Origin of the sequence: Sphingomonas sp., from assembly GCF_035998645.1 — a bacterium.
In the GTDB taxonomy this organism is placed as follows: Bacteria; Pseudomonadota; Alphaproteobacteria; order Sphingomonadales; family Sphingomonadaceae; genus Sphingomonas.
The window spans coordinates 740,911-762,528 of record NZ_DASYHL010000003.1; the positions used below are offsets into that span (position 1 = coordinate 740,911).

At 66.1% G+C, this 21,618-nt stretch carries 21 protein-coding genes; 8 read left to right on the forward strand and 13 right to left on the reverse strand.

Translation table 11 applies throughout. The annotated features are described in order from the left end of the window. Window positions 1-35: 35 nt before the first annotated feature. Window positions 36-740 carry a carbonic anhydrase gene (locus VGN66_RS07430; RefSeq protein WP_327518210.1) on the reverse strand — a complete coding sequence of 235 codons (705 nt, stop codon included), beginning with the start codon at window positions 738-740 and terminating at the stop codon, window positions 36-38. 135 nt (window positions 741-875) lie between these two features. Here VGN66_RS07430 and VGN66_RS07435 point away from each other — a divergent pair, with 135 nt between their 5' ends. Further along, window positions 876-3,209 carry a ribonuclease R family protein gene (locus VGN66_RS07435; RefSeq protein ID WP_327518211.1) on the forward strand — a complete coding sequence of 778 codons (2,334 nt, stop codon included), beginning with the start codon at window positions 876-878 and terminating at the stop codon, window positions 3,207-3,209. Further along, complete coding sequence (locus tag VGN66_RS07440; RefSeq protein WP_327518212.1) at window positions 3,209-3,541, forward strand: hypothetical protein; 333 nt, start codon at window positions 3,209-3,211, stop codon at window positions 3,539-3,541. The genes VGN66_RS07435 and VGN66_RS07440 overlap by 1 nt, the downstream gene beginning before the upstream one ends. A 2-nt stretch (window positions 3,542-3,543) precedes the next feature. On the opposite strand, the gene VGN66_RS07445 is transcribed toward VGN66_RS07440, so the two are convergent. After that, the gene (locus VGN66_RS07445) at window positions 3,544-4,710 is read right to left on the reverse strand and encodes a saccharopine dehydrogenase family protein (RefSeq protein ID WP_327518213.1); all 1,167 of its coding nucleotides are present in this window, start codon (window positions 4,708-4,710) and stop codon (window positions 3,544-3,546) included. Between the two features lie 58 nt (window positions 4,711-4,768). Next, a complete protein-coding gene (locus VGN66_RS07450) occupies window positions 4,769-5,443 on the reverse strand; it encodes an HPP family protein (RefSeq protein WP_327518214.1) in 675 nt (224 codons plus the stop codon). Between the two features lie 89 nt (window positions 5,444-5,532). Here VGN66_RS07450 and VGN66_RS07455 point away from each other — a divergent pair, with 89 nt between their 5' ends. Further along, the gene (locus tag VGN66_RS07455) at window positions 5,533-5,877 is read left to right on the forward strand and encodes a hypothetical protein (protein ID WP_327518215.1); all 345 of its coding nucleotides are present in this window, start codon (window positions 5,533-5,535) and stop codon (window positions 5,875-5,877) included. On the opposite strand, the gene VGN66_RS07460 is transcribed toward VGN66_RS07455, so the two are convergent. Next, a complete protein-coding gene (locus VGN66_RS07460) occupies window positions 5,874-7,571 on the reverse strand; it encodes a carbamoyltransferase family protein (RefSeq protein WP_327518216.1) in 1,698 nt (565 codons plus the stop codon). The genes VGN66_RS07455 and VGN66_RS07460 overlap by 4 nt on opposite strands. Window positions 7,572-7,579: 8 nt before the next feature. Further along, a complete protein-coding gene (locus VGN66_RS07465; RefSeq protein ID WP_327518217.1) occupies window positions 7,580-9,376 on the reverse strand; it encodes an ABC transporter transmembrane domain-containing protein in 1,797 nt (598 codons plus the stop codon). 148 nt (window positions 9,377-9,524) lie between these two features. On the opposite strand from VGN66_RS07465, the gene VGN66_RS07470 reads away from it, so the two are divergent. Then, on the forward strand, window positions 9,525-10,754 hold the full coding sequence (locus tag VGN66_RS07470; RefSeq protein WP_327518218.1) for a polyhydroxyalkanoate depolymerase: 1,230 nt from the start codon (window positions 9,525-9,527) through the stop codon (window positions 10,752-10,754). Between the two features lie 17 nt (window positions 10,755-10,771). Here the strand turns inward: VGN66_RS07470 and VGN66_RS07475 are convergent, their stop codons facing one another. The 5 genes from VGN66_RS07475 to VGN66_RS07495 all read right to left on the reverse strand — a co-directional run bounded on the left by VGN66_RS07475 (window position 10,772) and on the right by VGN66_RS07495 (window position 15,315). Further along, a complete protein-coding gene (locus VGN66_RS07475; protein ID WP_327518219.1) occupies window positions 10,772-11,146 on the reverse strand; it encodes a YkvA family protein in 375 nt (124 codons plus the stop codon). A gap of 126 nt (window positions 11,147-11,272) precedes the next feature. Beyond that, the gene (locus VGN66_RS07480) at window positions 11,273-12,448 is read right to left on the reverse strand and encodes an acetyl-CoA C-acyltransferase (RefSeq protein ID WP_327518220.1); all 1,176 of its coding nucleotides are present in this window, start codon (window positions 12,446-12,448) and stop codon (window positions 11,273-11,275) included. A 25-nt stretch (window positions 12,449-12,473) separates the two neighbouring features. Then, a complete protein-coding gene (locus VGN66_RS07485; RefSeq protein WP_327518221.1) occupies window positions 12,474-12,947 on the reverse strand; it encodes a MaoC family dehydratase in 474 nt (157 codons plus the stop codon). Between the two features lie 157 nt (window positions 12,948-13,104). Beyond that, window positions 13,105-14,298 (reverse strand): mechanosensitive ion channel family protein, encoded by a 1,194-nt coding sequence (locus tag VGN66_RS07490; protein ID WP_327518222.1) that lies wholly within the window; start codon window positions 14,296-14,298, stop codon window positions 13,105-13,107. Window positions 14,299-14,307: 9 nt separating this feature from the next. Then, complete coding sequence (locus tag VGN66_RS07495; RefSeq protein WP_327518576.1) at window positions 14,308-15,315, reverse strand: DNA topoisomerase IB; 1,008 nt, start codon at window positions 15,313-15,315, stop codon at window positions 14,308-14,310. Window positions 15,316-15,417: 102 nt separating this feature from the next. Between VGN66_RS07495 and VGN66_RS07500 the strand changes: the two genes are divergently transcribed. Then, entirely contained in the window at window positions 15,418-15,969 is a 552-nt protein-coding gene (locus VGN66_RS07500) for a type 1 glutamine amidotransferase domain-containing protein (protein WP_327518223.1), read from the forward strand. An 84-nt stretch (window positions 15,970-16,053) separates the two neighbouring features. After that, window positions 16,054-16,986, forward strand: a complete 933-nt coding sequence (locus VGN66_RS07505; RefSeq protein WP_327518224.1) for a right-handed parallel beta-helix repeat-containing protein — start codon at window positions 16,054-16,056, stop codon at window positions 16,984-16,986. Window positions 16,987-16,992: 6 nt separating this feature from the next. On the opposite strand, the gene VGN66_RS07510 is transcribed toward VGN66_RS07505, so the two are convergent. The 3 genes from VGN66_RS07510 to acnA are packed head-to-tail and all read right to left on the reverse strand — an operon-like array spanning window position 16,993 to window position 20,386. Beyond that, entirely contained in the window at window positions 16,993-17,352 is a 360-nt protein-coding gene (locus tag VGN66_RS07510; protein WP_327518225.1) for a hypothetical protein, read from the reverse strand. Continuing rightward, window positions 17,349-17,708, reverse strand: coding sequence for a hypothetical protein (locus VGN66_RS07515; RefSeq protein WP_327518226.1), 360 nt, complete (start codon window positions 17,706-17,708; stop codon window positions 17,349-17,351). Before VGN66_RS07515 ends, VGN66_RS07510 begins: the two co-directional genes overlap by 4 nt. Window positions 17,709-17,713: 5 nt before the next feature. Then, window positions 17,714-20,386 carry an aconitate hydratase AcnA gene (gene acnA / locus VGN66_RS07520; protein WP_327518227.1) on the reverse strand — a complete coding sequence of 891 codons (2,673 nt, stop codon included), beginning with the start codon at window positions 20,384-20,386 and terminating at the stop codon, window positions 17,714-17,716. Window positions 20,387-20,792: 406 nt separating this feature from the next. Here acnA and VGN66_RS07525 point away from each other — a divergent pair, with 406 nt between their 5' ends. Then, complete coding sequence (locus VGN66_RS07525; RefSeq protein ID WP_327518228.1) at window positions 20,793-21,098, forward strand: DUF1778 domain-containing protein; 306 nt, start codon at window positions 20,793-20,795, stop codon at window positions 21,096-21,098. A gap of 10 nt (window positions 21,099-21,108) precedes the next feature. Then, window positions 21,109-21,603, forward strand: coding sequence for a GNAT family N-acetyltransferase (locus VGN66_RS07530; protein WP_327518229.1), 495 nt, complete (start codon window positions 21,109-21,111; stop codon window positions 21,601-21,603). Window positions 21,604-21,618 lie beyond the last annotated feature (15 nt).

A 21,618-nucleotide genomic window follows, 5' to 3' on the forward strand; every position in this document is an offset into this window, starting at 1 on the left:
GCGGCGGCAGCGCAGGAAGCGACCGATTTCCGCGGCTATTCGACGTCGAAGAACTCCACGATGCCCGACGCAAAGTGATATTCCGCCCCGACGATCTTGAGCTTGCCTGCCCGGCGGGGCTCGGCGAGCAGCCGCTGGTTGGGCGCGCGCAGGTCGTGGACGACATGATGGACATTTTCGCGGATCGAGTTTTCGACCAGGTCGCCTGAGATTTTGTGCGCGGTGTGGACCGCCGGGAGGATCGGATCGACCATCGCGCCGAGGCTGCCGGGAAGGACCGCCTGTTTGTCGGCGACCTCGATCGCCGCCTTGACCGCGCCACAGGCGGTGTGACCGAGCACGACGACCAGCGGGACGCCGAGGTGGGCGACCGAATATTCGATGCTGCCCATCGCCTGGGCGTTGGCCACAGTGCTGCCGGCATTGCGGACGACGAAGAGCTGGCCGACGCCGGTTTCGAAAATCTGTTCGGGCGCCGCGCGGCTGTCGGAGCAGCAGACGATCGTCGCGAAGGGGTGCTGGCCGGCGAGAAAGGCGCGGCGCTGGCCATCGTTGAGGCCGTAGTTGAACGCGCGGCCCATGGTGAAGGCCTGGTTGCCCTTTTTGAGCGTCGCGAGCGCCGATTCGGGGGTGATGGTGGAGCCGCTATGGCCACTCTCGGCGGCAACCAGCGGGCGGGTGGCAAGCGCGGCTCCGCCGGCGGCCGCGGCGGCGAAGAGATGGCGACGGGTGATGCGCATGGGGGGCTCTCGCAATCGAAGGACGGCTTTGGTGCTTCATAGGCGGGTGCTGCGACCGATCGGTGCGCGGTGGCGGCTTTTTTGCGGTCAAAGCGTGATTGGACTTGGCCGCCGCGCGCACTATCTTGGCGGCCAATGACAAAACAGAACAAAGCCAAGAGCAAGCCCGCGCCCGGTATGCCGACGCGGCAGCAGATCATCGATTTCATCACCTCGTCGGACCAGCCCGCGGGCAAGCGCGAGATCGCGCGGGCGTTCGCGTTGTCGGGGCAGGAGAAGATCGTGCTCAAGGCGCTGCTCAAGGACATGAGCGACGAGGGGCTGATCGACGTCGCGCCGGGCCGCGCATTCCACAAAATGGGCGGGGTGCCCAAGGTGACGGTGCTGCGTATCGTCGAGGCCGATGGCGATACGGTGTGGGCGGTGCCGGAGCGGTGGGAGGCCGAGGGCATCCCCGTGCCACGGCTGCGCGTGCGCGAGAAGCGCGGGCCAGGCGGGGCGCTGGGCGTCGGTGACCGCATCCTTGCGCGCACCGAAGAGGCCGGGAAGGGCTGGATCGCGCACCCGATGAAGAAGCTCGCCAAGGGCGAGGAAGCGGTGCTGGGCGTCGTCAAGGAAGAGGGCGGGCGGCTCTATCTGCAGGGGCTCGACAAGAAGGAGCGGGCAAGCCCCGTCATTTCGGAGCGCAACGGTGCCGAGCCGGGCGATCTGGTGATGGCGGAGATCAGCGGAAAGGGACCACGGCTGTTCGCCAAGGTCAGCGAGATTCTGGGCGATCCGTTCGCGCCGCGCAGCTTTTCGCTGATCGCGATCCACAAGCATGAGATTCCGAACGTGTTTTCGGAGGAGTTGCTCGCCGAGGCGGAGCGCGTGGCGAAGCAGCCATTGGGTGAGGGACGTGAAGATCTGCGCGACCTGCCGATCGTCGCGATCGACCCGGCCGATGCGCGCGACCATGACGATGCGGTGTGGGCGACGCCGGACGATGATCCCAAGAACGAAGGCGGGTGGAAGGCGATCGTCGCGATTGCCGATGTCAGCTTTTATGTCCGCCCCGGGTCGCTGCTCGACCGCGAGGCGCGCAAGCGGGGGAACAGTGTCTATTTCCCCGATCGTGTGGTGCCGATGCTGCCCGAGGTGCTCTCGGCGGATGTGTGTTCGCTGAAGGAGGGCGTCGAGCGCGCGGCGCTGGCGTGCCATATGCGGATCAGCGCCGATGGCGAGATCACGGACTGGCGGTTCAGCCGCGCGGTGGTGAAGCTGGCGGCGAACATCGCCTATGAGGATGCGCAGGCGGCGATCGATGCCGCAAACTCCCCTTCCGCGGAGCGGGAGGGGGCGTGCCTGTCCGCACAGGCCGCACTCCCGGAGGACAGGCCCTCCCCTAACCCCTCCCGCAAGCGGGAGGGGGACTTGCTTCCCATCCTCCGCCCGCTGTGGGATTGCTGGGCGGCGCTGAACAAGGCGCGGGCGAAGCGTGAGCCGCTGGACCTTGATCTGCCCGAGCGGCGCATCGTGCTCGACGAAAAGGGCCGCATCCTCTCGGTTGCGCCGCGCGAGCGGTTGGACGCGCACAAGCTGATCGAGGATTACATGATCGCGGCGAACGTCGCGGCGGCCAAGGCGCTGGAGAAGAAGAAGGCGCCGGTCATGTACCGCATCCATGAGCCGCCGAGCCGCGAGAAGCTGGTCGCGCTCAAGGACTATCTCAAGACGCTCGATGTCGCCTTTGCGCTGGGGCAGGTGGTCAAGCCGGCTACGTTCAACCATGTCATCGCGCGGACCAAGGAGGCGGATTTCCACGCCGAGGTGATGACGCAGGTGCTGCGGACGCAGACCCAGGCCTATTATGGCCCGCAGAATGCGGGGCATTTCGGGCTGTCGCTGGGCAGTTATGCGCATTTCACTTCGCCGATCCGCCGCTATGCCGACCTTGTCGTCCATCGCGCGCTGACCGAAGCGTTCAAGCTGGGGCCGGGGGGTGAGTTGCCGTCGGACAAGGACATGGAGCGGACCGGCGAGCTGATCAGCAAGCTGGAACGCCGGGCGATGGAGGCCGAGCGGGACACGATCGACCGCTATGTCGCCGCCTATCTCGCCGCGCATGTTGGCGAGGTGATGGAGGCGCGGATCACCGGGGTGCAGAGCTTCGGATTTTTCGCGACGGTCGATGGCGTCGGGGGCGACGGGCTGGTCCCGGCGCGCGACCTCGGCCGCGAATATTTCCGCTATGACGAGGCCGGGCAAAGACTGGTGGGCGAGGATACCGGCGCCGAGTTCAGGCTGGGCCAGCGGCTGGAGCTGAAGCTGGTCGAGGCGAATCCGGTGTCGGGCGCGCTGCGGTTCGAGCTGTCTGATGGCAAGGGGAGCGGATCGGGCGAGGATCGCCGCCGCAAGGGCGGACCGCCACGCCCGCTGCATCGGCGCGGACGGCCGGCGAATATCCGACATCAGGGGAAGAAGCGCTGATGGCCGTGGTCGAGTCGGTCCCGATTACCAAGTTCGCGCGCGGGCGGCGTCGCATCGTCGATCATTTCTGCGCGCAGCACGCGATCACGCCGCTTGACACGATCCTCTATACGCCGCCCGAAGACCTCAAGCCGGTGTTCGACAAGATGATTGCGCAGCGGGTGATCCGGCGCGAGGGGCAGGGCTATTTCTGGCTCGACCTGCGCGCGCATGACGCGGTGATCGTGCACCAGCGGCGCAAATATGTGCCGGTGGCGATCGTCGTCGCGGTGCTGCTCGCGATCGTGGCGATGGCTTTCTACACCGATGTGCCGATCGGATCGATCGGCTAGCGTCAGCGCACCGTAAAGGTCAGTCCGGCATTGGCCTCCAGCCGCGCCTTTAGCGGCTCGGCCATCAGCGCGCCCGGGGTCCACACGCCGCCTTCGCCCGCGACATCGCGGATCAGGCAGAGCGCGGCTTCGGCGATCATCTTGCTGGTCGAGCCATAGCCGGGGTCGCGGTCGCCGGTGACGGTGCAGGTCAGGCTCTCGCCGGTCGGCATTTCGGCGATGAAGTCGAGTTCGTAGAAGCCCGCCTCGCGCTCCTCCTTGGAAGGCCCTTCGCCAGGAGCGGGTCCCTTGTCGGCGTTCATCGGGTTCATCTTCGAGATCGCCTCGGCCGCCGCCTTGCCGATGTCGCCCAGGCCCGGCGCGACCATCATCTCGTCATAGCGGAAGTCGGTGCTATAGGGGTGGCCGGCAAGGAAGTTGGTGCGGTGGACATTCTTGGTGTTGATCACCGCCATCACGAACGGCGCGACCCAGCCGCCGACCGCTTCGTCATATTCGGGCATCATCCCCTTGGGCTGATCCGGGCCGGTGAAGCCTGGGGTTAGCGCGAAAGGATCGAGCAGCACCTTGAACACCGCCGGGTTCTTCGCCGCCGCAGCAGCAGTCGCCTTGCCACTGGCGAAGGTACCGCCGGAGAAGGTGCCCTGCATCTTGCGGACGCGGCCTTTCACGCGCGGGGCAGGGCGGCCCCATTTGGCGATCGCGGCCTGCTCCGCGGTCCACACGCCAAGGTCGAACGGGATTGAATCGAAGCCGCACGACAGCACGATGCGCGCGCCGCTCGCTTTTGCCGAGTCCTGATAGCGCGCGATCACGTCGTGCATCCAGTTGGGCTCGCCGCACAGATCGACATAGGCCGTGCCGGTCTCGACGCAGGCTGCGACGAGGTCGTTGCCGTAGAGCTGGTAGGGGCCGACGGTGGTGAGGACGACGGTCGCCCGCGCGGTCAGCGCACGCAGCGCGGCGGGGTCGTCGGCATTGGCGGTGAGCAGCGGCGTATCGGCGGGCGCGCCGATCTCGTCGCGGACCTGTTCGAGCTTGGTCAGCGACCGGCCGGCCATCGCCCAGCGCAGCGAACCATCATTGTAGCGCTGCGCCAGATATTCGGCGACGAGGCGGCCGGTGAAGCCGGTTGCGCCATAGACGATCAGATCGAACTCGCGGGTCATGCCATCCTCTCCGGTTTTGTCCGACCGTACCGGGCTTTCCAAAAATTGAAAGGCCGGGTCAGCGCCCGCGTCGCGCCTGCGCATGGGTTTCGGCAAGCGACAGGAGTACATCCAAATCCGCGCGGCTGATGTCGAAACTGTCGGGCAGCTCGGCGAGCGCGTGGTCGATATCCTCAAGGTGCAGTCCGCTCGCGGCCGGCGGCATCACAACCGGCACCGCCCGGTGCGGATAGCTGTGCGGCGATAGCCGGTGGAACACCATCGCCAGCATCACCAGCGCGGCCGAATTGAGCGCTACGGGAGCGAGCGCGAAGGCGTAGCCCGCCGCGTGCACGCTGTCGCCGCCGATCACAGCGGTCAGCGCGGCGGCGCCGCCGGGCGGGTGAAGGCAGCGGCACAGCGACATGGCAAAGATCGCCAACCCAACCGCGAGGCCGGCAGCGACCATTGGATCGGCCACGTGCCGATAGACCGCGATGCCGACCAGCGCCGAAACAGTGTTGCCGCCCACCACCGGCCATGGCTGCGCAAGCGGGCTAGCGGGGACGGCGAAGATCAGCACTGCCGACGCGCCCATCGGTGCGACGATCAGCGGCAGGTCTGATGCGGTGAGTTCAAGGCCAGAGCTGACGAACATGGTGAGCGCGATGCAGATCGTCGCACCGATACAGGTTACGATCCGGTCGAGCGGCCGCGCACCGGCGAGGATCGGGTGGAAAATCCGGAATGACATGCCGCGACATATCGGGAGGATGGCGATGCTGGGAACAGGCGATTCTTGGGCGGGATGAAGCCACGGCATGATCCGGCCTTGAAACCCGCGTGCCGGTTCCCGACTATCGGCGGCGCTTCAACGGAGAAATGCAGACCATGCCGCCCACCGGCGCATCCGACCTTGGCCAGTTTCGCGTCCAGCGTCATTTCGCGGAGCATCGCGCGATTTCGCCGGGGACCGCGATTGAATATGCGCCGGGACCGGTCGAGCGGCCAGCATTCGACCGGTTACGGGACGCGGGCGTGATCCGGGAGGCGCATCCCGCGCATTACTGGTTCGACCTCGACCGCATGGGGCGCGAGCGCGAGCCCACGCGCAATCCGAAGCTGAAGGTCGCGATTGCGCTGGGGGCGGTGCTCGCCTTCGCTGCCTGGTATCTCTCGCGCTACTAGGCGGCGGGCTTCGTCACCAGCACATCCTGAAGCACCAGCGCATCGAGCGCGGTTTCGGCGAACAGGGCGACGGCTTCTTCCGGGCGTTCGACCATCGGCTGGCCGCGGCGGTTGAGGCTGGTGTTGAGCAGGACCGGCACACCGGTTGCGGCGTGGAATGCCTCGAGCAGCGCAGCGAAGGCGGGGTTCCAGCGCCGGTCCACGGTCTGGACCCGCGCGGTGCCGTCGACATGGGTGACGTTTGCCAGGGCCTCGGCATGTTCACGCAAGGTGCGGTCGATCAGGATCATGTACGGGCTGTCGCGCCCGGCGGCGAAGCAGGTTGCGGCGTGTTCGGGCAGGACGGCGGGTGCGAACGGGCGGAAATCCTCGCGAAACTTGATGTTCGCATTGATATGGTCGCCGATGCCGGGCGTGCCGGGATGGGCCAGGATGCTGCGCCGCCCGAGCGCGCGCGGACCGAATTCGCTGCCGTCCCGGAACCAGGCGAGGGTCTTGCCCTGTGCAAGCAGCGCGGCGGCGCGGTCGATCAGCGCGGGGTGGTCGAGCCGCTCGATCGTCCAGTCGGCCGGTGCGTCGGCGAGCGCGGCGGTGATCTCGTCGGGGCGATAGGGACGGCCGAAACAGGTGCTGCCATCATGCGGCACCTTGTCCTGGCCCAGCACTGCGATCCAGCCATGATAGGCACAGCCAAGCGCGAGGCCGTTGTCGCCTGCAGCTGGTTCCATATAGAGGTCGCGGACGACGTGATCGTCGAGCAGTCGGGCATTGGCGACGGCGTTGAGCGCGACCCCGCCGGCATAGCAGACGCGGTCGGCGGGATGGCGTTCGAGCCGCGCGCGGAACAGCGCCGTGACCGCACGCTCCACCTCACCCTGCGCCCAGCGCGCGACATCGGCATAATAAGCAAAATCGGCCCGGAAGGCGGCATAGTCGGCGGCGGGTCGGTCGAGCGCCGTCTGCCATCCGTCGGTGACGAACAGCCGCCCGTCGCGCACGTCAAAGGCGCGGTGGTCGAGCGCGCCCGGTCGGCCATAGGGGGCCAGTCCCATCAGCTTGCCGACATCGTCGAGATTGCCGAACACATAGTTGCTGACCGCGGCGTAGAAGCCGCCGATCGAATGGCGGGTGGTGCCGAGCCGGATGCGGTCGCGCGGATCGGCGGTGGCGAGCGGGCTGAAATCCTTTTCCAGCACGGTCATCTGCCGCCCGTCAAACTGGTAGAAACTGTCCTTTTCGCACCACATCGCCGCGTCCGGACCGGTCAGGTCGGGGGGCAGGGCGACGCCGTCGAGATCGGTGCATTGCGACAGCGGGCTGCCGCAACCATCGACGATCAGGATCGCGCAGTCGTCAAACGGGCTGGTCCCCGCCGCGCTCCACGCATGGGCGAGGTGGTGGGAGATGCTGACGATCGGCGGATGCGCGCGCCCGGCGAACAGGCGCGGCCCGCGATAGCGATCGCGATCAGGCACTTCGAAGTTGGCGCATTGGACGACCAGAGCCAGATCGTCGAGGCCGATCCCCTCCGCCTCCAGGCAATAGGCGATTGCGGCGCTGTCATTGCCGCCGTCATGCTTGCGGCGAGTGATGCGTTCCTTTTCGATCCCGACGCACACCCGCCCGTCGCGCAGCAGCACCGCCGAGCCATTGTGCGACAGGCCAGTGCCGAGGACATAGACCGGGCGCGCCATCGCCGTTGTCAGGCCGTTTCGCTGAACTGCAGGCTGGCGAGGCGCGCATAGAGCCCGCCCTTGGCCACCAGCTCACCATGCGTGCCGGTTTCGACAATGTGTCCGTCATCCATCACGATGATCCGCTGCGCCGCGCGGACGGTGGCGAGGCGGTGGGCGATGACCAGGGTCGTGCGCCCCTGCATCAGATGGTCGAGCGCGTCCTGCACCAGCCGTTCGCTCTCGGCGTCGAGCGCGCTGGTGGCTTCGTCGAGCAACAGGATCGGCGCGTCGCGGAGCAGCGCGCGGGCGATGGCGAGGCGCTGGCGCTGGCCGCCCGACAGGCGCGCACCATCCTCTCCGAGGAAAGTGTCGAGCCCCTGCGGCAGCTCGCGCAGGAACTCGGCGGCGTTGGCGGCTTCGGCGGCCTGCCAGATCTGCTCTTCGGTCGCGTCCCAGCGGCCGTAGCGGAGGTTGTCGCGGGCCGATGCGGCGAAGATCACCGTCTCCTGCGGCACCATTGCCATGCGCGCACGGACGGCACCCGGATCTGCCTTGGGCAGTGCGACGCCATCGACGCGCACTTCGCCCGCTTCGGGGTCGTAGAAGCGCTGGACGAGTTGGAACAGGGTGGACTTGCCCGCGCCTGACGGGCCGACCACGGCGACGGTCTCGCCGGGTGCAACCGACAAGGTGAAGTCCTGAAGCGCCGAGACTTCGGGTCGGGTGGGGTAGCGGAAGGTGACGTGATCGAAATCGATCGCGCCTTGCGCCGGTTCGGGCAGCGCCACCGGGTTGGCGGGGGCGGCAATCTCCGGCTCCTCTGACAGCAGCTCGGCAAGGCGTCCCGCTGCGCCCGATGCGCGGAGCAGGTCGCCATACACCTCGGTCAGCGCGCCGAACGCGCCGGTGACGAGACCGGCGGTGATGACGAAGGCGGTGATCGATCCGCCGGAGATGCGCCCCTGCGCCACGCCATAGACCGCGTCCCACATGATCAGCGTGATCGCGGTGAACAAAGCGAAGATGACCAGCGCGGTCATCAGCGCGCGGGTTGCGAACCGCTTGCGCGCGGTGGAAAAGCCGCGATCGACCGCGTCCTGGAAGCGCGCGCTCTCGCGGTTCTCCTGCCCGAACGCCTGGACGATGCGCATTGCGCCGAGCGTCTCCGATGCGATCGACCCGATATCGGCGACGCGATCCTGGCTGGTGCGCGAAAAGCGGCGCACGCGCCCGCCGAGCCACATGATCGGCAGCACGATCACCGGAATGCCGACCAGCAGATAGGCGGCGATCTTGGGCGCGAGGACGAACAGGTACAGCGTGCCGCCAATCGCGATCAGCAGGTTGCGCAGCGCGACCGAAACGGTGGTGCCGACGATCTGTTCGACCACGGCGGTATCGGCGGTGAGGCGGCTGGCGATCTCTGACGGGCGGTTCTCCTCGAACCAGCGCGGGGGCAGGCGCAGCAAATTGCGGTGCACCGCAGCGCGCATGTCGGCCACCGTGCGCTCGCCGAGCCACGATACGAAATAGAAGCGCATCGCGGTGGCGAAGGCCAGCACGACGACGACGAGCAGCAGCCCCTGGAAATAGCCACCGATTTGACTGGGGTCGGAGTCAGGGCCGAAGCCGTTGTCCACCACTTCCTTGAAGGTGCGCGGAATCCATAGGGTCGCCCCTGCGGCGAGCAGCAGCGCGAGAATCGCAAGCGTCAGTTGCAGCGGATAGCGGCTGGTATAGCCCCAGACGATCGTCAGGCTCGACAGCTTGCGCTGCGGTTGCGCGGTCGGGGCAGGGGCGGGGGACGGTGCGGGCTCGGCCATGCAGCCGCCTAGCCCGAAGCCGTGTGCAAGGGAACAGGCTTCGCGGATCGAAAATCCGGTACGCCGCGTTTGCACTGCAGCATGAGCCCGCTATAAAGTCTGTGAGACCGTTGTCATTGCCCCGCCGGGGCGGGGATGTTGATTGCCGATGTTGTACAATGCTTATGAACTTCAGCGCTCGATGCTGGCCGGCGCGAGCGCGCTGGCAAATTTCAGCGCAGGACTGCTCAACAACCCCGCCAATCCCTTTGCCTATTTCGGCGGCGGCCCGATCCTCGCCTCCGCGCTTGAGGTGTTCGCCCACGCTTCGGCACCGCGCGGCAAGCCCGAATTTGGGCTCGATTTCACCGAAATCGACGGCAAGCAGGTCGCGGTGCACGAAGAGATCGTGCTGCGTAAGCCGTTTGGGCAGCTCAAGCACTTCGTCCGTGAAGGCGTCGAGGGCGGTCCCAAGCTGCTGATCGTCGCGCCGATGAGCGGACATTTCGCCACGCTGTTGCGCGGGACAGTGCAGCGGATGCTGCCGGTCGCCGACGTCTACATCACCGACTGGCGCGATGCACGGCAGGTGCCGCTGAGCGACGGACGCTTCGATCTCGACGACTATGTCGATTATCTGGTCGAGTTTCTCGCCACGATCGGCGCAGAGGGCGATGCGCGCCCGCATGTGCTCGCCGTGTGCCAGCCGTCGGTCCCGGCCTATGCCGCGGTCGCGCTGATGAACGCCGACAAGCACCCCAACACGCCGCGCACGCTGACGATGATGGGCGGGCCGATCGACACGCGTGAGGCACCGACGGCGGTCAACACGCTCGCGACCGAGCGGCCGCATAGCTGGTTCAAGCAGAATGTGATCGCGACCGTCCCCGGCACCTATCCGGGCGCCGGGCGGACCGTCTATCCGGGCTTCCTCCAGCTCGCCGGGTTCATGACGATGAACCTGGGCAATCACATGAATTCGCACTGGGAGATGTTCAAGCATCTGGTGAAGGGCGATGGCGAGAGCGCGGATTCGACCATGCGCTTCTATGACGAGTATCGCTCGGTCTGCGACATGACGTCGGAATTCTACCTGCAGACGATCGATGTGGTGTTCCAGGCGCACGCGCTGCCCAAGGGCGAGATGATGCACCGCGGCCGCCGGGTCGATCCAGCCGCGATCACCGACACCGCGATCCTCGCGATCGAGGGTGAGAAGGACGATATTTCAGGGCTGGGCCAGACCAAGGCGGCGCTGACCATCGCTACGAAGCTGCCAGCGAAGATGAAGAAGTACCACATGGCCGAGGATGTCGGCCATTACGGCATCTTCAACGGAAGCAAATGGCGCAACCGCATCGCGCCGGTGCTGGAAGAGTGGATCGCGACGCACAGCTGAGCTGGGCGGCACCCGGTTCAGTCGTAGCCCAGCATCAGGAACTCATAGACCACGAACGCGATCAGCGCCCATAGCGCGATCACGATGGCGATGCCCCATTTGCTGACCGGACGCTGCGACGCGGCCTCGGCCGTTGCGCGGTGTTCGGCCATCAGGCCAGCGGGAACCAGCTTCTCGAACAGCCACACGCCCGCCGGGATCAGGATGGCGTCATCGACCAGTCCCAGCACCGGGATGAAGTCGGGGATCAGGTCGATCGGCGACAGCGCATAGGCGGCGACGAGCAGCCCCACCAGCTTGGCAAACAGCGGCGTCCGAGGATCGCGGACGGCGAGCCACACGGCATGTGCCTCGACACGGATGCGGTGGGTGAAGGACTGTCGGTTCGCCATGACGCTGCGATGTGGCAGCGGCTGCGCGGCGTCAAGCGGGCTGCTTCGCCACGCAGCTACAAGTAACAGGCAGCAAAAAGCCGGCGGATCGCTCCGCCGGCTTTTCGATATCAGTCAGGGGTGGCTTCAGAGAACCTCGAACAGCCCCGCCGCGCCCATGCCGCCGCCGACGCACATCGTCACCACGACATACTTGGCGCCACGACGCTTGCCTTCGATCAGCGCGTGGCCGGTGCAGCGCGCGCCGGTCATGCCATAGGGGTGGCCGATCGAGATCGAGCCGCCGTTGACGTTGAGCAGCTCGTCCGGAATGCCGAGCTTGTCGCGGCAGTACAGCACCTGCACCGCGAACGCCTCATTCAGCTCCCACAGGCCGATATCGTCCATCTTCAGGTTGAAGCGGTCGAGCAGTGCCGGGATCGCATAGACCGGGCCGATGCCCATCTCGTCGGGCTTGGTGCCCGCGACCGCCATGCCGACATAGCGGCCGAGCGGCGTCAGGCCGCGCTTCTCGGCGAGCTTTTCCTCCATCAGCACGCTGGCCGAGGAGCCGTCGGACAGCTGCGAGGCGTTGCCGGCGGTGACGGTGCCGTTGGGGACGACCGGCTGGAGCGACTGAAGGCCCTCCAGCGTGGTCTCGGGGCGGTTGCCCTCGTCCTTGGTCAGCGTCACTTCCTTTTGGGTGACTTCCTTGGTCTCCTTGTTGACGATGTTCATCGTCGCGGTGACCGGGATGATCTCATCGTCGAACTTGCCCGCGGCCTGGGCGGCGGCGGTGCGCTGCTGCGACTGGAAGCCATACTCGTCCTGAACTTCGCGGCTGATGCCATAGCGGGCGGCGACCACTTCGGCGGTCTGCAGCATCGGCATGTACACATCCTTGTGCATCGCCAGCAATTCGGGATCCATCGCAACGCGCATCTGCGGGGTCTGGACGAGGCTGATGCTCTCGACGCCGCCACCGATTGTGATGTCCATGTTATCGACGATGATCTGCTTGGCGGCGGTAGCGATCGCCATCAGGCCGCTGGCGCACTGGCGGTCGACCGACATGCCCGACACGCTGGTCGGCAGGCCGGCGCGCAGCAGCGCCTGGCGCGCGATGTTGCCGGCCTGATGTCCCTGCTGCAGCGCCGCGCCGAGGACGACGTCCTGCACCTCGGCGCCGTCGATCCCGGCGCGGGCAACGGCAGCCTCGATCGAACGGGCGGCGAGCGTCTGGGACGGAAGCGCGTTGAACGCGCCGCGATAGGCGCGGCCGATCGGAGTGCGGGCAGTGGATACGATGACGGCAGAACGCATGCGGACGGTCCCTTCGGTTTATTGTCTATACAAAAAGCTGGCTGATCCATTCGGCGACGAGGGCGGGCTTGTCCTGCCCCTCGATCTCGATGGTGAATTCGACGGTCTGCTGCCACTGGCCGGGGCGCTTCTCGACTAGTTCGAGCGTCTTGAAGCGGCCGCGCACCCGGCTGCCAGAGCGTACCGGGGTGAGGAAACGGACTTTGTTGCCGCCGTAGTTGACGCCCATTTTCAGGCCCTCGATCCGGGGCTGGGGCGTCTTCTGGCTGAGCAGCGGCATCAGCGACAACGTGAGGAAGCCGTGCGCAATGGTGCCGCCGAACGGGGTCATCGCAGCTTTGGCGGGATCGACATGGATGAACTGGTGATCGCCGGTCGCGTCGGCGAACTTGTCGATCATCTCCTGCGATACGGTGACCCAGTCCGACACGCGCTCCTTGCCAGCCTGCGCCGCAAGTTGCTGGATGGTGACGCTGTCCTGCGTATCGGTATCGGCCATGACAAATCCCTGCGGCAAGCCCTTAGCCGCATCTAGGGGCAAGCGTGGCGCGGGGCAAGTGGGGCCTACTGGAAATGCGAAATCCCCGACTTCCGTAAGGGAAGCCGGGGAGGTTGGGCCAAACCCGATCTTCTAAAACGACATTGAGCGCGGCGAATCAGCGCTCGCCGTCCTCCTTGTCCACACGTCGCACCGGCTGCACCTCGGGATAGGGCATGATCAGCTTGCCGCTGGGGTCGGCGGTATAGGTCGTCTGGGTGGGGAAGGGAATCGAGATGCCTTCTGCGGCGAAGCGGCGCAGGATGCCGATGATGACCTTGTCCCGCACCTTATGCGCGGTCGGCCAGTCGTCGCCGGGAATGTCGAACCACAGGTTGAAGTCGACCGAGCTTGCGCCCAGCGCTTCGTAGCTTGCCCGCGCGACGGTGCCGCCTGCCTCTTCGACGATGCCGGTCAGGATTTCGGGAAGGGCTTCGAGCTGCTCCGGCGGGGTTTCATAGGCGACGCCGACCGGCAGCTTGATGCGGATATGGTCGCGGTTGGAGATGTTCTGGATCTCCTTGTCGAGCAACTGCTTATTGGCGATGATCCGCACTTCGCCGTCGAACGAGCGCACGCGGGTCGATTTGAGGCCGATTTCCTCGACCACGCCGACGGTCTGGTCGTACATGACCTTGTCACCGCGGCGGAACGGGCGGTCGAAGATGATCGCGAGCGCGGCGAACAGGTCAGCGAAGATGCCCTGCGCCGCAAGACCGATGGCGATGCCGCCGACGCCAAGACCAGCGACCAGGCCGGTGACGTTGACGCCGAGATTGTCGAGCACCACCACCAAAGCGACCGCGAACAGCGCGACGGTGACGAGCAGCCGGATCAGGCCGAGCGCGGAGAGCAGCGCCTCACCATGGTAGTTTTCCGCCTCGGTCTTGCGCTCGATCGCGCCGAGGATGATCTCGCGCGCCCAGATCGCCGCCTGGAACACCGCAGCGACGGTGAACAGGAAATCGATCGTCTTGGCGAGCATCTCCGGCGGCATGGCGTAGCCGGACACCAGCTTGGCCGAGGTCATGATGATGAAGAAATTGCCGGTCCGCGACACCGCGCGGCCAAGGATCGTGCCCCAGCCGGCTGGTCCGGTCGACCGATCGCACAGCTTCGTGCCCCAGCGACGCAACCCATGCAGCGCGAAGAAGATGCCGGCGGCAATGGCGGCGGCGATCAGGATTTGCAGCCAGTGAGTCTGGACCCACCAGATCGCGTCGGCGAAGAAGGCTCGAGTCTGCACCTCGACAGCATCGGTGGTGTTGGAGGCAGCCTTCTCGGCTGCGGCGGCGGTATTGGAGACGGTCATCAAAATCCTTCAGGCGGCCTTGGCGGTGATTCCGCCGGTCTCGAGAAAGGCGATCAGCCCCCGCTCGGCGCGGGAGAGGTAGCGCGTGGTGCGCGGGAGCGCGAGGGCGTCGCGAAACGCAACCTGAGCATCGCGGTCGCGGGCGAGTTCGATCAGGTCGGGGTGGACGTAGGATTTGCGCGCAATGGCCGGTGTGTTGCCCAATGCGGCCGTCACCGGCTCCAGCAAGGTCTTCAGCCCGACATGGGAATCGGCGGTGGCGAGCGTCTCGAACGCGATCACGCTCGCCCCCCAGGTGCGGAAATGCTTCGCGGTGAAATCATCGCCCATCGCCTCACGAATATAGGCGTTGACGTCGCTTGACGTCACCGGATGCGCCACGCCGGCATCGTCGAGCCAGCCGAACAGATGCTGTCCGGGCAGGTCCTGGCACTTCTTGACGAAGCCGATCAGGCTGCCGTCGGTAATCCGCAAAACGCGGGTCCGGCCAGACTTGGCGCGATATTGCAGCTTGAGGCTGCGTCCCTCCAGTTTGGCATGGCGGCGGCGCAGCGTTGTCGCGCCGAAGCTCTTGTTGGCCTTGGCATAGCCCTCATTCCCGACGCGGACATGGCCGAGGTCGAGCAAACGGACGACGGCGGCAACCGCGCGGTCGCGGCTCAGCGCGCGCTTGCGCAGATCGACTTCGATCTTGGCGCGCAGGCGGGCGAGGCGCTGGCCAAAGCTGGCGCAGCGGTCGTACTTCGCTGCCTCCTGTGCGGCGCGGAACTCGGGGTGGTAGCGATATTGCTTGCGGCCGCGGGCATCGACGCCGGTCGCCTGCAAATGACCATCGGCGTGCGGGCAATACCATGCTTCGATATAGGCCGGAGGCAGGGCGATGGCGTTGAGGCGGTCGATCTCGTCGCGATCGGTGATGCGGTTGCCGTCCGCGTCCCAATAGCCCCATCCGCCGCGCACCGCCCGTCGGGTGATGCCCGGCGCTCCATCGTCGCAATATCGCAATTTGCCGCTCATTTCGCCCTCGTCATGGCGGATCAATGCGCATCCCGCCGCATCGTTCCGGAACCGCGTCGCAACTGACCTGTTGAGGGGGCAACCCCATGAGGAGATAGAATGATGACCGAGCTTTCCCAGGCACGCGTGCTGATGATCGCAACCGACGGGTTCGAGCAATCCGAACTGATGAAGCCGCGGCAGGCGCTGCTCGACGCGGGCGTTCAGGTGACGCTGGCGTCGCTGAAGATGGACCCGATCACGGGCGAGAGCGGCGGCGAAAAGGGTGAGAGCATCACCCCCGACACGCTGGTCCGCGATGTCGACAGCGAGGATTTCGACGCGCTGGTGCTGCCCGGCGGCGTCCATAATCCCGACACGCTGCGGATGGACGACGCCACCATCGGCCTGATCCAGGAATTCTTCGACGACGGCAAGACGATCGCCGCGATCTGTCACGCCCCGTGGCTGCTGATCGAGGCGGATATCGTCGACGGCAAGCGCGCGACCAGCTGGCCGAGCCTGCGCACCGATCTGGAGAATGCCGGCGCGACGGTCGTGGATGAAGAGGTGGTCGTGGACGGCAATCTGATCACCAGCCGCAATCCCGACGACATCCCGGCGTTCATCGACGCGATCAAGGCGGCGTTGACCAAAGAGACTGCGGACGCCTGATCCGATCGAGCCCCTCCCGCGCATGGGAGGGGCTTTTTAACATTCGGCGCGCATATGTTTCGGCACATCGCCGGAGTCTTTCCCATGCGCCTTTTCGCCCTTGCCGCTGCCTTGCTCACCACGACTGCCCCGGCGCTGCCGCAGGGGCAGGATGCGCCGTTCACGGTGGAAGAGACCGGCCAGTCCTTTTCCAGCCTGCAGGAAGCGGTATCGGCAATCGGCGAACGCCGCGGTACCATCCGTATCGCGCCGGGCCGCTATGGCGAATGCGCGGTGCAGGAGGCGGGCGACATTACCTATGTCGCACAGGTGCCCGGCAAGTCGGTGTTCGACCGAGCGATCTGTGAGGGCAAGGCGACGCTCGTCTTGCGCGGGCGCGGCGCGAAGGTGGACGGCATCGTGTTCATGCGCACGCTGGTCGAGGATGGCAATGGCGCCGGCATCCGGCTGGAAACCGGTAACCTCCACGTCACCAACGCGATGTTTATCGACGGCCAGTGCGGCATCCTGACCGCGAGCGATCCGCGCGGGAGCATCTTTGTCGAGCGTTCGACCTTCGCTGGCCTTGGGAAGGACCCGACCGGCAATGGCGCGCATGCGATCTATGTCGGCAATTACGGGAGCCTGAAGGTCGTTGAATCGCGGTTCGAGCGTGGGACCGGTGGCCATTATGTGAAGGTGCGCGCGCCGCGGGTCGAAATCCTCAACTCCAGCTTCGACGACAGCCTGGGGCGCAACACCAACTATGCGATCGACCTGTCGAACGGCGCGTCCGGGCGCATCGCCGGGAATGCGTTCGAGCAGGGGCCGGCGAAGGACAATTACGGCACGATGATCGCGGTTGCGCCCGAGGGCGTGAAGCACAGTTCCGCCGGGCTGGTGATCGAGGGCAACAAGGCGTGGCTTTCGCCCGGCTTCAAGGAATCGACGACGTTCGTCGGTAACTGGTCGCGCGATGCGGTGACGGTCCGCGACAATGACTTGGCCGATCGGATCGCGGTGATGGCGCGGCGTTAGGTCGGTTTAGCGCCCGCAGACCATCCGGAACGCGGGGTCCTTTGCGGGGTTCGGGATTTTCTGGCGCGGGCGTTTCGCGACCGGGAACACGCGTTCACGCACCAGCTTGCCGCGCGCGAGCAGGCGCTGGCCGCGCAATTCGGTGACCCCAGCGGCGCAGTCCATCGCGACCGTGCCGATGATCGTGCCCTCCATGCCGAGCGCCGTGGTGCGGGTGCGGAAGACGCGCCATTTGCCCTCACGCTTTATCCCTGCGGTGTCGATCGACAGCGAGGCATTGGCGGCGCCGGGGACGGGCTTCCACGTCTGCGCGTCGGCGGGGAGGGCGAGGGCGAGGACGCCAACGGCCATGGCGGCGCGGATCATTTGAGTGGCTTTCCGTCGCACACGAAGTCGATCAGTTTACGCATGAACGGGTCGTCGGGATCGACTGGCTCGCGGTTTTCCCGCGCGATGTCTGTCGCCTTGCCCGACTTTGCCTCGGTCAGGCGGATCATCATTGCCTGACGCGTCGTGCACGAGACCGACAGGTCGATGTAAACGTCGCTGGTCGCCGGCGTTTCGGCCGTGTCGAGCAGGCGGATCACCTTCTCTCCGCCCTCATCCTTCACGCTGGTCGGATCGACGAAGACCGGCGCCTGCCCCTTGGTCTCGAATTTGACCCATGGCGCTCCCGGATCGCGGTCGAGGCAAAGCCCGGCCGCGAACAACGGGAGCGCCATGCAGATCATGCCGCGAGCTTGCGCAGCACGTACTGGAGGATGCCGCCGTTGAGGAAATATTCCAGCTCGTTGACGGTATCGATGCGGCAGCGGGTCAGGAACGTCTCGGTGCTGCCGTCGGCGCGGGTGAGCTTGACCTCGACCTCCTGACGCGGGCGCAGGCCCGAAACGCCGGTGATGGTGAAGGTTTCGTCGCCCTTGAGGCCCAGCGTTTCGCGGGTCACGCCCTCGGCGAACTGGAGCGGGAGGACGCCCATGCCGACCAGGTTCGAGCGGTGGATACGCTCGAAGCTCTCGACGATAACTGCCCGGACTCCAAGGAGATTCGTGCCCTTTGCCGCCCAGTCGCGCGACGATCCGGTGCCATATTCCTTGCCGCCGATGACGACCAGGGGGGTGCCGTCGGCCTTGTGGCGCATCGCTGCGTCGTAGATTGGCATGACTTCGCCGTGGTAGCTGGTCATGCCGCCTTCGACGCCGTCAAGCATCTGATTTTTAATGCGAATATTGGCGAAGGTGCCGCGCATCATGACTTCGTGATGGCCGCGGCGGGCGCCGTAGCTGTTGAAGTCTGCGCGGGAAACCTGGTGTTCCATCAACCACTTACCCGCTGGGCTGTCGGCCTTGATCGAGCCGGCGGGGGAGATGTGGTCGGTGGTGATCGAATCGCCGAAGATCGCCAGCGGCTTGGCCTCGATGATGTCCATCACCGGCGCAGGCGTCATCGTAAGCCCCTCAAAATACGGGGGATTTGCGACGTAGGTCGAGCCTGCGCGCCAGCTGTAGGTGGCGGTTCCGGTGACGTCGATGGCTTGCCAGCGGGCGTCGCCGGTAAAGACGGTCGAATATCTTGAAACGAACATGTCGCGGCTGATCGCGCCGTCGATGACCGAGCGGATTTCGTCATTCGAAGGCCAGATGTCCTTCAAATACACTGGCGCGCCGTCCGAGCCGGTGCCGATCGGGGTCGCGATGAAATCCTGAACCACGGTGCCCTTGAGCGCATAGGCGACGACCAGCGGCGGCGAGGCGAGGAAGTTGGCGCGGACATCGGCCGACACGCGGCCTTCGAAGTTGCGGTTGCCCGACAGGACCGACGCGGCGACGATGTCGTTGGCGTTGATCGCCTTGCTGATCGGCTCGGCCAGCGGGCCGGAATTGCCGATGCAGGTGGTGCAGCCATAGCCGACAAGGTTGAAGCCGACCTGGTTGAGATAGGTCTGAAGCCCGGCCTTCTCGAGATAGTCGGTCACGACCTGCGAGCCCGGCGCCAGCGAGGTCTTGACCCACGGCTTGGGCTTCAGGCCCTTTTCGACCGCCTTCTTGGCGACGAGGCCGGCGGCGACGAGCACGTCGGGGTTCGAGGTGTTGGTGCAGCTGGTGATCGCGGCGATGACGACGTCGCCATCACCGATATCGTGGTCGCGGCCCTCGACCGGCACGCGGACCGGCTCATCCTTCTTGTACACCGAGACGAGGTCGGCGTTGAACACGTCGTCGACCGAGCCGAGCAGCACCTTGTCCTGCGGGCGCTTGGGGCCGGCGAGCGAAGGCTGGACGGTGTCGAGGTCGAGCTCGAGCACGTCGGTGAACACCGGATCCAGATCCGGGTCGATCCAGAAGCCCTGTGCCTTGGCGTACGCTTCGACCAGCGCGACATTCTCGTCGCTGCGGCCGGTGAGGCGCATGTAATCGAGCGTCTTGTCGTCGATGCCGAAGAAGCCGCAGGTCGCGCCATATTCGGGCGCCATGTTGGCAAGCGTCGCGCGGTCGGCGAGGCTGAGCGAGCCGAGGCCCGGGCCAAAATACTCGACGAAGCGGCCGACCACGCCCTTGGCGCGCAGCATCTGGGTGCAGGTCAGCACCAGATCGGTCGCGGTGATGCCTTCGCGCAGCTTGCCGGTGAATTTGAAGCCGACGACTTCGGGGATCAGCATCGACACCGGCTGACCGAGCATCGCGGCCTCCGCCTCGATCCCGCCGACGCCCCAGCCGAGCACGCCAAGGCCGTTGATCATCGTGGTGTGGCTGTCGGTGCCGACACAGGTGTCGGGATAGGCGACCAGATCGCCATCGGGGGTGGTCGAGGACCACACCGCCTGCGCGATATTCTCAAGGTTCACCTGATGGCATATGCCGGTGCCGGGAGGGACGACCTTGAAATTGTCGAGGCTCTTGCTGCCCCATTTGAGGAAGTCATAGCGCTCCATGTTGCGCTGATATTCCAGCTCGACGTTATCCTCGAACGCCTTGGGCGTGCCGAATTCGTCGACCATGACCGAGTGGTCGATGACGAGGTGGACAGGCACCTGCGGATTGATCTTCGACGCGTCCGCGCCGAGCGCGTTCATCGCGTCGCGCATCGCGGCCAGATCGACCACGCAGGGAACGCCGGTGAAATCCTGCATCAGCACGCGCGCGGGGCGATACTGGATCTCACGCTCCGGCGCGCGCGGGTTGTTCTGCCAGTCGACGATTGCCTGGGCATCGTCGGTGCTGACGGTGACGCCGTCTTCGAAGCGGAGCATATTCTCCAGCAGCACCTTCATGCTGAAGGGCAGGCGGCTGACGTCGCCGAGCTTCTCGGCCGCCTTGGCAAAGCTGTAATAGGAATAGCTCTTGCCGCCGACGGTGAGCGTGTCGCGCGTCCCGAGGCTGTCCTGGCCGATGGCTGTCATGTGCGGGTCCCTTTCCCTGTTCTGTTGACGCCGGGCGTCACGGGGAGGCGGCAACATGCCGCACGAGCGCGCCGGTGTGCGAAAGCGAAGATTCGCTTGGCCGATAGCAGGGGGCGGGGGGTTGGGGAAGGGGAGGGGCGTGGGGCGGGGTGGGGATTTTGTTGGGGGGTATAAGGGGAGCTGAGGTTTGGCATTCCTCCCCTGAGCTTGCTCAGGGGAGGGGGACCGCGCCCGAAGGGCGTGGTGGAGGGGCGGCTGCGCAGACAGCCGGGAACAGCTCGGCAAAATTCCGCCCTCTACGGGGCGGCCCCTCCGTCAGCGCTGCGCGCTGCCACCTCCCCTGCGGGGCAGGGGAGGAATTGGGTGCTGTATTGACATCGTGTATACGTTTTACTAGCTTTCCGGCATGACGAAGCACGCCCCCATCGACCCGCCGGGCCGCTCTGCCGAGGCCAAGGGCAGCATCAACCTGCGGATTGAGGCGCAGACGCGCGCGTTGATCGATGAGGCGGCGGCGGTGCTGGGGAAGACGCGGACCGAGTTCATGGTCGACAGCGCGCGGGCGCAGGCAATTGACGTGCTGCTGGACCAGCGGCTGTTTGCACTGGATGCCGCGCGGTACGGTGCGTTTGTCGACGCGCTCGACAATCCGCCTGCGCCGGGGCCGAAGCTGCGCGCGCTGTTGCGGCGCAAGCCGGCATGGGAAGCCTGAGCGCGTCAGCATGGCGCTCGCGGCACCGGTCCCGCTGAGTGCGGGCCATGATCTGAGCCGCTTCGATTGCGGCGAGCCTGCGCTGAACGACTGGCTCAAGCACCGCGCGCTGGACAATGAGAGCCGGTTTTCGCGCAGCTATGTCGTTTGCGATGGCGATCGGGTGGTCGCCTATTTCTGTATTTCGGCGGGATCGGTGGCGCGCGCGGCGGTGCCGGGCAAGCTGCGCCGCAACGCGCCCAATTTCGTGCCAGTGTCGGTGATCGGGCGGCTGGCGGTGGATCGCGCCCATGCCGGACGCGGGCTTGGCGCCGACATGCTGGCGGACGCGCTGCGCCGGATCGCGGTGGCGTCGCAGAGCATCGGGATCGGGGCGGTGATGGTGCAGGCGAAGAGCGAGGCGGCGCGGCGGTTTTACCTGAGCTGCGCGGAGTTTCTGGAGTTTCCGGAGGATAGCCGGACGTTGTTTCTGCCGATTGAGACGGTGGTGGGGGCGTTTGGGTGAGGGGGCGGGAGGCGC